The organism is Serratia sp. 3ACOL1 (genome assembly GCF_003668775.1).
Classification (GTDB): Bacteria; Pseudomonadota; Gammaproteobacteria; order Enterobacterales; family Enterobacteriaceae; genus Chania; species Chania fonticola.
Window position 1 is genome coordinate 641,410 of the sequence record NZ_CP033055.1, and the last position, 14,415, is coordinate 655,824.

A 14,415-nucleotide genomic window follows, 5' to 3' on the forward strand; every position below is an offset into this window, starting at 1 on the left:
GGCCGTTTTGCTTTTGCTATGTAACACGACAGATATACCATCTTAGTGTTATTCCAGTCGTCGCTGTTCCCCCTCACCCCAGCCCTCTCCCCAAAAAGGAGAGGGGGCAGAACGGAGCTGCGTTCAGGGACAGGAGTTTATTTGTGGCCATGACGCATTCGATGTTGTGGTCAGACGCAGGAGTTAATCTGTGGCACGTACGGTCCCCTCGCCCTTTGGGAGAGGGTTAGGGTGAGGGGCGATCGCTGAAGCGTGAGGTCAAACTCAGCTCTTCTTCTGCTGCTGAGCCTTAACCTTTTCTGCCGCCAGCTTGTGCTCCAGCTCTACCAACTGCTCCGGCGACACCGCCGGGTAACCCGGCGCATCTTCCGGCACCTTGTGCATCGCAGATATCGGGATTAATGGGCCAAGGAAGCGGGGCTCACGCTTGAGGATATACAGATCGGTCAAGGCTCCCAGGCGGGCAAAGATCTCGCGTACGCGCACCGTCATCATGTTTTTTGGCGAAGGTACCGCATAGCATTGCGCCTGGATGCCCATATGCAGGGCGATAAACAGGGCGCGCTCGCAGTGGAATCGCTGGGTGATGATGATGAAGTCGTTGGTATCGAACACCTTGCGCGTACGGACGATGGAGTCGAGGGTACGGAAACCGGCGTAGTCGAGCACGATATCGCTAGGCGCAACGCCAGCGGCCAGCAGATCGCGGCGCATGGTCATCGGCTCGTTGTAGCTTTGCTGGGCATTATCGCCGCTCAGCAGCAGGTACTTCACCTTGCCGCTGTTATAGGCGTTGATCGCCCCTTGAATACGGTAGCGGTAATATTGGTTAAGCACTCCGGTACGGTAATATTTGGAGGTGCCAAGCACCACTCCCACCTGACGGTGTGGTAGCGTTTGCATTTCTTCGTAAATGTAAGGCGCGGTTTTCCAGCTTATCCAGCGATCGAGCGCGATAGCCGACAGCATCAGCACCGAAATGATGATGAACAGGCTAATTATCAGGCGTTTCCACATGTTGATGCCTTGCGCGAACGAGGGCTAAAGTAAGACTCAAGGCTACTTTACCTGCCCGGCAGACGCAAGCAATGAGCCGTTTACCGCAGGTATTACGCTGCATTTTTCAGCATAATCTTGTCTAGGCGTGAGAACCGGGCCTGATTAACAGGCCCGGTGAGGAACTTAGAACGAGGTACGTTTGTAGATGCGATACTGAGGGCGCCAGAAGTTATGCTCAATGGCTTTAGACAACGCCTCTTCCGACGTCACCACTGCTACACCCTGCAACTGAGCGGCTTTACCCACTTCCATCGCGATGCATTTGGATACGCCCTGAATATCATCGATATTCGGCAGCAGTGCGCCGTGGCCATCGGTAGCCAGAGGAGAGCAGTCTGCCAGGGCACGGCTGGCGGCCATCAGCATGGCATCGGTGACCCGTTTTGCCCCTGCAGCCAATACGCCAAGGCCAATCCCCGGGAAGATATAGGAGTTGTTGCACTGGGCAATCGGGAACAACTGGTCTTTATAGGTTACCGGTGAGAACGGGCTGCCAGTGGCGACCAGTGCGGCACCGTCGGTCCAGTTGATGATATCTTCTGGCCGGGCTTCCACGCGGGAAGTTGGGTTGGACAGCGGCATCACGATCGGGCGCGGGCAATGCTGGTGCATCTCACGGATCAGCTCTTCGGTAAACAGCCCCGGCTGGCCAGAGACGCCGATCAGCACGGTCGGCTTGGCGTTGCGCACCACTTCCAGCAGGGAGATCGCATCGCTCTCCACCTGCCATTGCTGCAGACTGGCACTTTTCTGCACCAGCTTGCTCTGGAAATCGAGCAGATTAGGCAGCTTATCCGTCAGCAGGCCAAAGCGGTCAACCATAAAGACGCGGGCGCGGGCTTCTTCTTCGCTCAATCCTTCGGATTTCATCTGGGCAATGATCTGCTCGGCAATACCACAACCTGCGGAACCGGCACCCAGGAAGGCAACGGTTTGATCGCGTAGTTGGCTACCAGCAGCACGGCTGGCGGCAATCAGGCTGCCCAGCGTCACGGCGGCGGTGCCTTGGATATCGTCGTTAAAGCAGCACAGCTCATCACGATAGCGATTAAGCAGCGGCGTGGCGTTGTTCTGGGCAAAATCTTCAAACTGCAACAGCACGTTCGGCCAACGGCGTTTCACCGCCTGGATGAATTCTTCCACAAAGGCGTGATATTCATCGCCAGAAATACGCGGATGACGCCACCCCATATAGAGCGGATCGTTCAGGCGCTGCGGGTTGTTGGTACCCACGTCCAGCACCACCGGCAAGGTATAGGCCGGGCTGATGCCGCCACAGGCGGTGTAAAGGGAGAGTTTACCGATTGGAATACCCATGCCCCCGATGCCCTGGTCGCCCAGGCCAAGGATGCGTTCCCCGTCGGTGACCACAATCACCTTAACGTTCTGCTTGGTGGCGTTTTGCAGCATATCGTCGATGCGATCGCGGTTCGGGTAGGAGATAAACAGCCCACGTGCGCGGCGATAGATATCGGAGAAATGCTCGCAGGCTTCACCCACGGTTGGCGTATAGATGATGGGCATCATCTCGCTCAGGTGCGAATCCAGCAGGCGATAGAACAGCGTTTCGTTGGTGTCCTGGATATTGCGCAGGTAGATGTGCTTGTCGTTATCGTTCTTGAAATCCTGATACTGACGGTAAGCGCGTTCCACCTGTTCTTCGATGGTTTCTATCGCTTCCGGCAGCAGGCCATGCAGGTTGAAGTTACTGCGTTCTTCTTCGGAAAAGGCGCTGCCTTTGTTCAGTAACGGGAACTCCAACAGAATGGGGCCAGCGTAGGGGATGTAGAGAGGGCGTTTGCTTTCGTATTCCAGTTCCATCAGTTTTACTCTTTGCCTAGGGTAAGCTTTATTACTGCCGATCCTAAGATATCGGCAAAATATGTACAGCATTTGTTAGTAAATAATGAGGAATTGTCGCTTGTTGCTGGTTTTTTAGACGGATTGCGGCGGAGCACGGTGGCTCCGCCTGAGGGATCAGAAGGTGACGCGTTGGACGTCTTCGCAGCCCAAGGCCGCCAGGGTGGCGCGGGTGGCATCCCACTGGGTCAGGATTGCGCCTTCCGCTTCTGCCAATACGGCACGGCGGACTTTCTGGCAATCACCGCCGGAGACATTCATCAGGATCAGTGCGGCCTGCAATGGCGGCAGGCTTGGGTTGAATGCGGCGTTTTCTGCATAGCGGCCTGCGTAAACCTTGCCGTCTTCGGCTTCCAGCGCTACGCCGCTATGGGCGGTGCTGTAAGGAGCATGGCTGCGGTTGGCGGCATCCAGGGCGGCTTTCGCCAGTTCATCATCCAGCGTCAGTTGGAAACCGTGATCGACCGGATCCATCAGCAACTCGCTGATTTGCAGATCTTTCGGGCCGAAGGAGTAAGGCAGGTAATCACCCAGCGTGGCGGTTGCCCGTGCAGGCAGGTGGATCTCCAACTCGGTGCCGCTGTTAAGTTCATTCATAAACTGGCGGCAGTGGCCGCAGGGTGAGTAGTTGACGGTGACCGCAACCAGTTTGGCTTCGCCACGCAACCAGGCATGCGTGACAGCGCACTGTTCCGCGTGCACGGTTTGTTGCATAGGTGCACCACGGAATTCCATGTTGCCACCAAAATACCAGTTGCCGCTGATGCCACGCGCCACCGCCCCCACGTGGAAATGCGAAATCGGCGTTAACGAGCAGGCCGCCGCCAATGGCAGCAGAGCAAAGGCCAGAGCATCGTCATCCAACCCGCACTGTTGCTTGATCGCCGCAATCTGCTCGGCCTTGAACATGGCTGCGAAATCAGGCGCATCTAAATAGGGCAGCAGGGCGGATTGCAAGGCCGTTGGCAATTCGCCGTAGGCAGTTTGAAAGCGCGAGTGCATAAGTAGTCTCTCTACAAGTTAACGGGTTAACATTCTAGGCAACCGGCCCACAATAAAGTGTGACTAATATCTATTTTTTAATGAAACAACTGCAATGAAACCTATAAATGCGAGACGTATCGCAGGTTTTTAGCCGTTAACCAAACAGCCGCAGCAGTATCGGGAACACAAACGGCGCGGTCAGCGAAGTGATAATCCCGCAGATAACCAGAGCCAGCGAACTGAATGCGCCCTGTTGGTAATCCATTTCTACGCAGCGTGCCGTACCCAACGCATGCGAGGCGGTACCCATCGCCAAACCGCGCGATGAATTGGTGTTGATCCGCAACAGGCTAAGCAGCGAATGGCCAAAAACCGCCCCCAGAATACCGACAAAAATTACGCACACCGCGCTGATGGCCGGGATGCCGCCAATCGACTCGGCTACCGCCATGGCTATCGGAGTCGTCACCGATTTGGGCAAGATCGAGGCGGCAATCTCGGGTTTGGCCCCCATCAGCAGGGCAATGGCACCGCCGCTGATCATTGCGGTCATGCTGCCAATAAAACAGACGGTGATGATGGATTTCCAACGCGCGCGGATCTGATGGATCTGCTCGTATAGCGGAAAGGCAAGGGCGACCACCGCCGGTTGCAGCAGATCGTTGAGGATTTTGCTGCCTTGAAAATAGCGTTCATACGGAATGCCGGTCAGCAACAGCAGCGGGATAATCACCGCCATCGAGACCAATAATGGGTTCAGCAACGGCATGTGGAGCTTTTGCGCCAGCTTGCGTGCCGCGTAAAACACCATCAGGGTCAGCGGCAAGGACCACCAGATATTTTGCATCATTGCTCATCCCCCGCATCTTTTGCTTTACCGAGGATGGGACGCTCGCGGTGGAAGTAATGTGAAGTATAGCCAACCACCACAAACACCAGCAGCGTACTGATCAGGCAAGACACGATTAGCGGAGCCAAATCGTCAACTATCTGGTCGTAATACTTCATGATACCGACGCCGATTGGCACGAACAGTAACACCATATAGCGGATAAACAGATGGCAGCCAGGCTTGACCCATTTGGCCGGTAGAATTTGTGAGGAGAGCAGGGCAAACAGGATCAACATCCCGATAATGCTGCCGGGGATGGCGATCGGCAGCAGCGCCGCAATGGCGTTACCGGCGAACAGGCTGAGGTAGATCAGCACGATCGCCCTGACATATTTCCAACACAGGTTAAATAGGTTGCCCATAGTGCATTCTCGTTGATGTTGACTCATTCATCATACAATTAAACTGTGAGCTACGCCACAAAACGCATCATGAATTCTCGCTATGCCTATCATGCCATTTTGGCAAGATTACGGCCCGCCTTAAGTGTAGCGGGCCAGGCTATTCCGTGTTGCTTAGGCTGGCAAGCGGCTTTTGTTGTTCCGCCAAACGATGGCCAAGGAAAAAGAACAGCAGGCTGAACAACGCGGCGGCGATCAACACCAGGAACATGACCGGCGGTGGCGCATAGCTCAGCAGGAAACCGCACATCACCGGGTTGAGGGCACCTCCCAGATTACTCAGGCTCTGCACGCCGTAATAGCTGCCTTTCAGGTGAGGCGGGGCGATAAAGTCGATAAACATATATTCGACCGGAATGACGATGATTTCCCCCAGGGTGAAAATCGCCATGGCCAGCACCCATAGCCATATCGAAAGACCTGCCAGCATAAAGCCGATCAGCCCCAGGACGAAGAACAGCGTGCCCAGCATCAGCCAGCGCAGCATGTTGTCCTGGCGCATACCGCGACTCAGCAGATACTGCAGGGCGATGACGATGCAGGCGTTGACGATCATCACCACGCCAATCACTTTGTAAGCAAATTCGGCATCGCTAACGATGATCAGATACTGCGACAGATAGCCGGTAAATTGGCCAAACACCACCGCGCCTAACGTGCTGCCAAGGGTGAAATAAATCAGCCGCCGATCGCCGCGTAGCACATTCAACGTCTGGCGGAAGTTGAGAACCGACGGTGGAGTGTTGCCAGTGTCTTCTATCGGTGGCGATGGATAGCTGCGCAGGCGGAAGCTCAGGGTTATCACAGTCAGTAACGCCAACCCGCCGGACAGGTAGAACGGCAGCAGTGGGCTGTAACCGGCTACCATCACGCCCAACGATGAGCCGACGGCCCAGCCAACGTTCACCAGCGTATAGTTGATCGAGAATGCCTTGATACGCTGATTTACCGGCAACCAACTGGCAAAGCAAGCCTTGATGGCGATGCTGAGCACCGCATAGGCGGTATGCAAGATGGCCAGCACCAGGATAACGCCAGCGGGGCGCGAGACCCATGGGATAGCAAAAAAGCTCAGCGAAAATAGCAGGATGGCGAGCAGGATCAGCGGATTTTTATTAAAGCGATCGACCAGATAGCCGCCATAAAAGCTGCTGATGATACCGATAGTCAGGCTGACGCCCAAGATAATGCCCACGTTTTTCGGCAGCAGATGGAAGTGCTCGGTCAGGTAAATGGTGATAAAGGGCAGCGTGACGCCACGGCCTATGGTCAGCACCAGCGAACTTGCCAGCAATATTTTAATCAGTGGGGGGAATCCCTTCATAACCAAACCTGTTGATGCATACAGTTATTACGTTAATGCAACTACAGTAGCTTATTTTGTGGTGCAGAGAAGAGGGCAACGGAAAAATTGTTTAAAAAAAAGAGGCTACGTCTGTAGCCCCTAGGTAAAACAGCATTATTTACCGGATTTGGCCTGCAGGGTGGCAAACCAAGGCTGGATGAAATCTTCGCTGCTGCCCCAGCCTGGAATAATTTTACCCAGCGAGGCTACGTTGATTGGACCGGTCTGGCTGACTAGCAAGGCCTGCGGGATGGCCGCGGCTTTAAACTGATAGGTGGCAGGAGTTGGTTCACCCGCCAGCTTGTTGGCAATCAGGCGCAGGTTGACGGCCCCGATCAGCTTGGTATCTACCGCGACGCTGACCTTCCACGGGCTACCAGCTTCGCGCATCAGTTGCAGATCCTGGTTGGAGATATCGATGCTGTAGAGCTTGATCTCGGTGCGGCCATTTTCTTGCAGCGCCTTATAGGCTCCCTGGCTGAAGGCATCCCAAGTGCCCCAGATGGCATCGATTTTGCCTTTCGGGTATTTGGCCAGCACCGCACCGACTTTATTGGCGGTATCGCCCTGGACGTCGGAGGAAACCGCCCCAATCGATTCCAACTCATGAATGCCCGGATTTTGCTTGAGCAACTGCTGGTAAGCGGCCTGGCGGCGCTCCATCGGCGGGAAGCCAGCAACCCACAGCTTGATAATGTTGGCCTTGCCGTCGAAGTCTTTAATCAACTGGCCGAAGGATTCATTGGCCAGCGAGGCATCATCCTGTTGGGAAACGGTGACGCCGGGGATCTCGCCGCTAACGTCGGTATCAAAGGCCGACACCGCGATACCTGCCGCAGCGATGCGCTTGACCAGATCGGTGGAATAGGGCGCGCGGCCTTGAGAAAGAATGATGCCGTCATACTTCTGGCTGATGGCCTGGTTGACGAAGTCCTGAAAACGCGCGTCATCACCGTTGCTCAGAAAGGTATCGACCTTGAAACCGAGCTTGCGCCCCTCCTGGATTGCTCCGGCCAAAAACTGGGTGGTGTTGTCATCGGAACCCAGGTTACGGATCACCGCCACGCGGATCTGCCCTTGATGCTGAGCAATAGCGTCAGGAACGGGGGCAAGCGTGGCTTCAGCGGCCAGCAGGGGCAGGCTGGTTAGCAGGCTCAGGCTGAGGGCGAGCAGTGAGGTCTTTATTGTTTTCATGATTGGCTCCGAAGCAGGTGAAGAGTTCCCGGTAAAATTGGATGTGTGGATATCTTTCCGTCTGGACGTCTATTTTATGCGATGCAGCATCATAACCAGATGCCCGGCAATTGGGAATCCACCGGCTTATGAATTTTTCTCAGGTGTTATAACGATTGGTTTGGATGGGGTGCGCAGTTTTGGCAGGAGCCGGGAGATCGACGGTGCTGGTGGCGGTAATCTTGGCTGATGAAGAGTGCAATCACGCTGATTAAGGCACGCCGTTTAAGATCTGATATGACCGAGGCAGAACTAGCCTTGTGGCTGCAGCTGCGCGATCGCCGCTTGGCGGGGTTTAAGTTTCGGCGACAATTTCCGGTTGGGCCTTTCTTTGCCGATTTTGCGTGTTGGCAGGCGAGGCTGATTGTTGAGCTGGATGGCGGCCAGCATTCGGTGCAGGTGGCTTATGATCAGCAGCGTACCCATTTTCTAGAGCAGCAATGTTTTACCGTGATTTGTTTTTGGAATGATGAGGTTTTACTTAATTGGGAGGGTGTGAGACAGGTGATTTTATGGCATCTGCAGCGCAAGATATCCCCTCATTCTGGCCGTTGAGATTGCCCCTCACCCCAACCCTCTCCCACAGGGAGAGGGAGCTGCCCGGAGCATATAGTTAGCCCGTGCTGCTTCGGAAATAAATGAATAAGAAGAAAGGCTGGGTATGACTCAGAGAAATCAACGAACTCGATAGGTATTACTAGGTCGGAAAGTAAGGAGTAAGAAGAAAGGCTGGGTATAACTCAGAGAAATCAACGAACTCGATCAGTCCCCTCTCCCTGTGGGAGAGGGTTAGGGTGAGGGGACTTTGCTCGATATTACAAAAGCTTACTTAACCTGCATGCCAGGCTGTGCGCCGCTGTCCGGGCTGAGCAGGAAGATCTCCTTGCCGCCAGGGCCAGCCGCCATCACCATCCCTTCAGAAACGCCAAAGCGCATTTTACGCGGTGCCAGGTTGGCCACCATAATCGTCAAACGCCCTTCCAGCAGTGAAGGATCAGGGTAGGCAGAGCGAATACCGGAGAAGATCTGGCGTGATTCACCGCCCAGATCCAACTGCAGCTTCAGCAGCTTGTCGGAGCCTTCAACAAACTCGGCGCTCTTGATCAGCGCGATGCGCATATCGACCTTGGCAAAATCGTCAAAGCTGATGGTGTCCTGGATCGGATCGTCCGCCAGCGGGCCGCTGACAACCTTCTGGCTGGCGGCCAGATCTTCTTTTGATGCATTTACCATTTCATTCACTTTGTCGAGATCGATACGGTTGAACAACGCCTTGAAGGTGCTCACCTGATGGCTCAGAAGCGGCTGCTCAATGCCATCCCAGCTCAGTTCGCAGTTGAGGAACGCTTCGGCACGTTCGGTCAACGCAGGCAGTACCGGCTTCAGGTAGGTCATCAGCACGCGGAACAGGTTGATACCCATCGAACAGATAGCTTGCAGATCGGCGTCGCGGCCTTCTTCTTTCGCTACGACCCAAGGAGCCTGCTCATCGACATAGCGGTTGGCCAGATCGGCCAGCGCCATGATCTCGCGGATCGCCCGGCTGGTTTCACGGCTGGCATAGGCCTGCGCAATGCTGGTGGCAGCATCAACAAAGGTCTGGTACAGCGCAGGGTCGGCCAGGTGATCGGCTAACTGCCCGGCAAAACGCTTGTTGATAAAGCCAGCGTTACGGGAAGCCAGGTTGACCACTTTGTTCACGATATCCGCATTCACTCGCTGCACGAAGTCTTCCAGATTCAGGTCGATATCGTCGATGCGTGAAGAGAGCTTGGCGGCGTAGTAATAACGCAGGCAATCGGCATCCAGGTGCTTGAGGTAGGTACCAGCTTTAATGAAGGTGCCGCGCGACTTGGACATCTTGGCGCCGTTCACCGTCACATAGCCGTGCACAAACAGGCTGGTTGGCTTGCGGAAATCACTGCCTTCCAACATTGCCGGCCAGAACAGGCTGTGGAAGTAGACGATATCCTTACCGATGAAGTGATACAGCTCGGTAGTGGAGTCTTTACGCCAGAACTCGTCGAAATCCAGATCGCCGCGTTTATCGCACAGGTTCTTGAACGAGCCCATGTAACCGATTGGCGCATCCAGCCAGACGTAGAAATATTTGCCTGGGGCATCCGGAATTTCGAAGCCGAAATACGGTGCATCACGGGAGATATCCCACTGTTGCAGACCGGATTCGAACCATTCCTGCATCTTGTTTGCCACCTGCTCTTGCAGCGCGCCGGAGCGTGTCCAGGCTTGCAGCATGTCGCTGAAAGCAGGCAGGTCGAAGAAATAGTGCTCAGAATCACGCATTTCCGGGGTAGCGCCGGAAACCACGGATTTAGGGTCGATCAGCTCGGTTGGGCTGTAGGTTGCGCCACAAACTTCGCAGTTATCGCCATATTGATCCGGAGATTTACATTTCGGGCAGGTGCCCTTCACAAAACGATCCGGCAGGAACATGCCTTTCTCGGGATCGTAAAGCTGAGAAATGGTGCGTCGCTTGATATGACCGTTCTCTTTCAAGCGGCCATAGATCACACCTGACAGTTCACGGTTTTCTTCGCTATGGGTCGAATGATAATTCTCATAGCTGATGCCAAAACCGGCGAAATCCTGTTGGTGCTCGCGGCTCATTTCCGCGATCATCTCTTCCGGCGGGATACCCATCTGCTGCGCTTTGAGCATGATTGGCGTACCGTGCGCGTCATCCGCACAGATGAAATGAACTTCGTTGCCGCGCATTCGTTGGTAACGAACCCAGATATCTGCCTGGATGTGCTCGAGCATGTGGCCGAGATGGATGGAACCATTTGCGTACGGTAGCGCGCACGTCACCAATAATTTTTTCGCGACTTGAGCCATAATGAAAAGTTGCTTTCTTTAATGAGTGAAAAGGGTCTTTGATGTTACCCGATCGCGCTCTCTGCTGCTAGGGCGGTTTCTTTCGGGTTATACGAGCGAGTTACCCTGCAGTTCTGATATGCTTACCAGGTTGCTACCCATTCAAAATCAAGGAGCCGGGATGAACGCCAAATCCCCTGAGCAGACCAACCCTGAAGTTCTGCGCGCCCTGGTGACCGGAGTATTGGCCGCCTTCGAACACCCGACGTTAAAAAACAACCTGACCGCACTGAAAGCCATCCACCACTGCACGCTACTGGACAATGTCCTGCATATCGAATTGGTCATGCCGTTTGCCTGGCATAGCGGGTTTGAGGCGCTGAAAGAATCTGTAAGCGCCGAACTGCTGCGCGTGACCGGCGTTCAGGCTATCGAATGGAAGCTGAAACACGATATCACCACCTTGAAACGCGCCAATGACCAGGCCGGTGTGAAGGGCGTGCGTAACATAATTGCCGTCAGCTCAGGCAAAGGCGGGGTGGGGAAATCCAGCACCGCAGTCAACCTGGCGCTGGCACTGATCGCCGAAGGTGCCAAAGTGGGGATCCTGGATGCGGACATTTATGGCCCGTCGATCCCCAACATGTTGGGGACTGAACATGAACGCCCAACCTCGCCGGACGGCCAGCATATGGCTCCGATCATGGCGCACGGTTTAGCGACCAACTCTATCGGCTACCTGGTGACCGACGACAACGCCATGGTGTGGCGCGGGCCGATGGCCAGCAAGGCGCTGCTGCAACTATTGCAGGATACGCTGTGGCCGGATCTGGATTATCTGGTGCTGGATATGCCGCCAGGAACCGGAGATATCCAACTGACCCTGTCGCAGAATATCCCGGTGACCGGTGCGCTGGTGGTGACGACACCACAGGATATCGCCCTGCTTGATGCCGCCAAAGGCATTGTGATGTTCGAAAAGGTGCATGTGCCGGTATTGGGCATCGTTGAGAACATGAGCATGCATGTGTGCAGCAACTGTGGTCATCACGAGCCAATTTTCGGTACCGGTGGGGCAGAGAAACTGGTGCAGAAATACCATAGCCGCCTGTTGGGGCAGATGCCGTTGCATATCTCGTTGCGGGAAGATCTGGATCGCGGGCAACCGACCGTGGTCAGCCGCCCGGACAGCGAGTTTGCCGAGATGTACCGTCAACTGGCGGGGCGCGTTGCGGCTCAGATGTATTGGCAGGGGGAAGCCATCCCTACCGAGATTTCCTTCCGCGCTTTGTGATTGCCCTGCATTAAATTGTTAGTTTAGTGCTCTCGTCTCCCCCCCACCCCAACCCTCTCCCACAGGGAGAGGGAGCTGATAACCCCTGCTCTTTTGGAAGTAATAAGGTGATCAGGCAGCTCGACCGTCACTTTAACCAGGATGAACAGGGTCAGTCAGCTGGAACTGATGAAGAATCACTACACTTTCAACCTAACTCGATCGGTTCCCTCTCCCTATGGGAGAGGGTTAGGGTGAGGGGTCATTAACGACTCTGAGGTGCTGAAACCTGTGGTTTTTTGTGCAAATCAGCCCGGACAAAAGGTTTTTCTACCGGTGCAATAGTCACGGCAATCCTTTCCAGTAACCCCTGGGTCGGTGCCGCAGTGCCAGAATTGATCAGGACAAGGGGCAGCGCCAGCGTAACGGCGATTTTGCGGTAGGACAGCCGCGGTGGCTGCGTGCCACGTTGTAGCATTAAGAAGGTGCTGCTGACGATAAAGCCGAGCGCCAGACCGGTGATCACCTCAGAAGTAGAATGGGCGTGGATCACCAAACGTGAATAACCGACTACGGCGGCCAACAGATAGCCGACGATCACCGCGGTGCGTCTGACTGGCGACGAGAAACGCCCACAGAGCAACCACAGCAAAACCGGCCAGATACTGGCAGACAGGGCCGAGTGGCCGCTGAACCCGGTAAAATCCCAGTGGCGACTGCCTATGCCCCAACCCATAAACGCCAGCTTCGATACGCAAACTACGGCACCTACGCCGCCAAACAACAGCATCCATTGCCAGGTCGGTTTTCTGCTGGTAGGGGACAGGAGTAAAATAATAAAGACGATGGCTGCGCAGGGCAGCAGCAGCATGCTGTCACCAAAAAAAGTCAGAAAATGCCAGTTCATGTGCGGTTGTACTCTAAGAAATAGGATCGAAGACGGTCTTGATGATGGCGTGAATTGTACCCTGAGTCGCCGATTTGCAGTAGCGTAAAAAATCTTAAATCCCGCGGCAAAAGATACTCTGCATGTCAATTACGCCGGATTGTGGGGATAATCTCCCGCCATACCGTCTAAACGCTGGCGCCGGGAGCACTAACTCCCTATAATTGACCTGTTTTATACCCCCTTTCCCCACATATGAAATCAGGTCTTTAATTTTATGACTGACAAGTCGCATCAGTGCGTCATTATTGGTATAGCTGGCGCATCAGCCTCCGGAAAAAGCCTTATTGCCAGTACGTTATACCGCGAACTTCGCGATCAGGTTGGCGATCAACATATCGGTGTGATCCCGGAAGACAGTTACTACAAAGACCAGACGCACCTGACCATGGAAGAGCGGGTCAAAACCAACTATGACCACCCCAGCGCCATGGATCACAATCTGCTGTTCCAGCATCTGCAAATGCTGAAATCCGGCCAGGCGATTGAGCTGCCGCTGTATAGCTACACCGAACATACGCGTAAGAAAGAGACGATCCATCTCGAGCCCAAGAAAGTCATCATCCTGGAAGGGATCCTGTTATTGACGGATATCCGCCTGCGCCAGGAAATGAACTTCTCGATCTTCGTCGATACCCCGCTGGATATTTGCCTGATGCGCCGTATGAAGCGCGACGTGAATGAGCGTGGCCGCTCCATGGATTCCGTGATGGCGCAGTACCAGAAAACCGTCCGCCCAATGTTCCTGCAGTTTATTGAGCCTTCAAAGCAATACGCCGATATTATCGTACCGCGCGGGGGTAAAAACCGTATCGCGATAGATATCCTGAAGGCAAAAATCAGCCAATTCTTTGAATAACTCATTAACAGGCCAGCCTGTTTTTGCTGGCCTTTAGCGAACTATTTGAGCCCTGACATAGACCTTGAGCCCGTTGTGTGGCAATTTTCGTATAAGTTTATGCGCCTTGATGGAATGGAGAAAATAATGAGACTGTGCGACCGCGATATCGAAGCCTGGCTGGATAACGGAAAACTGGTGATTTCACCGCGTCCTCCCATTGAGCGTATTAACGGGGCCACAGTGGATGTCCGTCTGGGCAATCAGTTCCGTGTGTTCCGTGGTCATACCGCTGCCTTTATCGATCTCAGTGGCCCAAAGGATGAAGTGAGCGCCGCCCTCGACCGCGTAATGAGCGATGAAATCGTGCTGCCGGAAGGCGAAGCCTTCTTCCTTCATCCAGGTGAACTGGCGCTGGCGGTGACGCTGGAGTCGGTCACCATCCCTAACGATCTGGTTGGCTGGCTCGATGGCCGCTCTTCGTTAGCCCGCCTGGGATTGATGGTGCACGTTACCGCACACCGTATCGATCCAGGCTGGCAAGGCTGCATTGTGCTGGAGTTCTATAATTCAGGTAAGCTGCCGTTGGCATTACGCCCTGGCATGTTGATCGGTGCGCTGAGTTTTGAACCGCTTTCCGGGCCTGCGGCACGGCCATACAATAGCCGCCAGGACGCGAAATACAGGGATCAGCAAGGGGCCGTGGCCAGTCGTATTGACAAGGATTAACAGCGAACCGGTATTACGCT

General features: G+C 54.6%; 13 protein-coding genes. 4 read left to right on the plus strand and 9 right to left on the minus strand.

Annotated features, from left to right (window positions below):
* Positions 1 to 264 precede the first annotated feature (264 nt).
* The 7 genes from sanA to D9980_RS03130 all read right to left on the minus strand — a co-directional run bounded on the left by sanA (position 265) and on the right by D9980_RS03130 (position 7,735).
* Positions 265 to 1,017, minus strand: coding sequence for an outer membrane permeability protein SanA (gene sanA, locus D9980_RS03100; protein WP_024485746.1), 753 nt, complete (start codon positions 1,015 to 1,017; stop codon positions 265 to 267).
* A gap of 165 nt (positions 1,018 to 1,182) precedes the next feature.
* Positions 1,183 to 2,880, minus strand: coding sequence for an NAD-dependent malic enzyme (locus D9980_RS03105; protein ID WP_024485745.1), 1,698 nt, complete (start codon positions 2,878 to 2,880; stop codon positions 1,183 to 1,185).
* 156 nt (positions 2,881 to 3,036) lie between these two features.
* Positions 3,037 to 3,921, minus strand: a complete 885-nt coding sequence (gene cdd / locus D9980_RS03110) for a cytidine deaminase (protein WP_121606380.1) — start codon at positions 3,919 to 3,921, stop codon at positions 3,037 to 3,039.
* Between the two features lie 136 nt (positions 3,922 to 4,057).
* Positions 4,058 to 4,753, minus strand: a complete 696-nt coding sequence (locus D9980_RS03115) for a CidB/LrgB family autolysis modulator (protein ID WP_121606381.1) — start codon at positions 4,751 to 4,753, stop codon at positions 4,058 to 4,060.
* Positions 4,750 to 5,157, minus strand: coding sequence for a CidA/LrgA family protein (locus tag D9980_RS03120; RefSeq protein WP_021180584.1), 408 nt, complete (start codon positions 5,155 to 5,157; stop codon positions 4,750 to 4,752). The genes D9980_RS03115 and D9980_RS03120 overlap by 4 nt, the downstream gene beginning before the upstream one ends.
* Positions 5,158 to 5,296: 139 nt before the next feature.
* Positions 5,297 to 6,520 carry an MFS transporter gene (locus D9980_RS03125; RefSeq protein WP_121606382.1) on the minus strand — a complete coding sequence of 408 codons (1,224 nt, stop codon included), beginning with the start codon at positions 6,518 to 6,520 and terminating at the stop codon, positions 5,297 to 5,299.
* Positions 6,521 to 6,655: 135 nt separating this feature from the next.
* The gene (locus tag D9980_RS03130) at positions 6,656 to 7,735 is read right to left on the minus strand and encodes a sugar ABC transporter substrate-binding protein (protein ID WP_121606383.1); all 1,080 of its coding nucleotides are present in this window, start codon (positions 7,733 to 7,735) and stop codon (positions 6,656 to 6,658) included.
* A gap of 228 nt (positions 7,736 to 7,963) precedes the next feature.
* On the opposite strand from D9980_RS03130, the gene D9980_RS03140 reads away from it, so the two are divergent.
* Positions 7,964 to 8,329, plus strand: coding sequence for an endonuclease domain-containing protein (locus D9980_RS03140; protein ID WP_202913974.1), 366 nt, complete (start codon positions 7,964 to 7,966; stop codon positions 8,327 to 8,329).
* 270 nt (positions 8,330 to 8,599) lie between these two features.
* Here D9980_RS03140 and metG read toward each other — a convergent pair whose 3' ends face one another.
* Positions 8,600 to 10,630, minus strand: coding sequence for a methionine--tRNA ligase (gene metG, locus D9980_RS03145; RefSeq protein ID WP_121606385.1), 2,031 nt, complete (start codon positions 10,628 to 10,630; stop codon positions 8,600 to 8,602).
* Between the two features lie 160 nt (positions 10,631 to 10,790).
* On the opposite strand from metG, the gene apbC reads away from it, so the two are divergent.
* Entirely contained in the window at positions 10,791 to 11,903 is a 1,113-nt protein-coding gene (apbC, locus tag D9980_RS03150) for an iron-sulfur cluster carrier protein ApbC (protein ID WP_121606386.1), read from the plus strand.
* Positions 11,904 to 12,147: 244 nt separating this feature from the next.
* Here the strand turns inward: apbC and D9980_RS03155 are convergent, their stop codons facing one another.
* On the minus strand, positions 12,148 to 12,789 hold the full coding sequence (locus D9980_RS03155) for a phosphatase PAP2 family protein (RefSeq protein ID WP_121606387.1): 642 nt from the start codon (positions 12,787 to 12,789) through the stop codon (positions 12,148 to 12,150).
* Positions 12,790 to 13,045: 256 nt separating this feature from the next.
* Between D9980_RS03155 and udk the strand changes: the two genes are divergently transcribed.
* Positions 13,046 to 13,687 (plus strand): uridine kinase, encoded by a 642-nt coding sequence (gene udk / locus D9980_RS03160; protein ID WP_021180590.1) that lies wholly within the window; start codon positions 13,046 to 13,048, stop codon positions 13,685 to 13,687.
* A gap of 126 nt (positions 13,688 to 13,813) precedes the next feature.
* Positions 13,814 to 14,395, plus strand: coding sequence for a dCTP deaminase (gene dcd, locus D9980_RS03165; protein WP_024484888.1), 582 nt, complete (start codon positions 13,814 to 13,816; stop codon positions 14,393 to 14,395).
* The last annotated feature ends 20 nt before the right edge of the window (positions 14,396 to 14,415 follow it).

Coding starts and splice junctions, on each gene's coding strand:
- D9980_RS03130 (WP_121606383.1), bottom strand. CDS start 7,735: ATGAAAACAATAAAGACCTCACTGCTCGCCCTCAGCCTGAGCCTGCTA.
- dcd (WP_024484888.1), top strand. CDS start 13,814: ATGAGACTGTGCGACCGCGATATCGAAGCCTGGCTGGATAACGGAAAA.
- sanA (WP_024485746.1), bottom strand. CDS start 1,017: ATGTGGAAACGCCTGATAATTAGCCTGTTCATCATCATTTCGGTGCTG.
- D9980_RS03115 (WP_121606381.1), bottom strand. CDS start 4,753: ATGATGCAAAATATCTGGTGGTCCTTGCCGCTGACCCTGATGGTGTTT.
- D9980_RS03120 (WP_021180584.1), bottom strand. CDS start 5,157: ATGGGCAACCTATTTAACCTGTGTTGGAAATATGTCAGGGCGATCGTG.
- D9980_RS03155 (WP_121606387.1), bottom strand. CDS start 12,789: ATGAACTGGCATTTTCTGACTTTTTTTGGTGACAGCATGCTGCTGCTG.
- D9980_RS03140 (WP_202913974.1), top strand. CDS start 7,964: ATGAAGAGTGCAATCACGCTGATTAAGGCACGCCGTTTAAGATCTGAT.
- apbC (WP_121606386.1), top strand. CDS start 10,791: ATGAACGCCAAATCCCCTGAGCAGACCAACCCTGAAGTTCTGCGCGCC.
- cdd (WP_121606380.1), bottom strand. CDS start 3,921: ATGCACTCGCGCTTTCAAACTGCCTACGGCGAATTGCCAACGGCCTTG.
- udk (WP_021180590.1), top strand. CDS start 13,046: ATGACTGACAAGTCGCATCAGTGCGTCATTATTGGTATAGCTGGCGCA.
- metG (WP_121606385.1), bottom strand. CDS start 10,630: ATGGCTCAAGTCGCGAAAAAATTATTGGTGACGTGCGCGCTACCGTAC.
- D9980_RS03105 (WP_024485745.1), bottom strand. CDS start 2,880: ATGGAACTGGAATACGAAAGCAAACGCCCTCTCTACATCCCCTACGCT.
- D9980_RS03125 (WP_121606382.1), bottom strand. CDS start 6,520: ATGAAGGGATTCCCCCCACTGATTAAAATATTGCTGGCAAGTTCGCTG.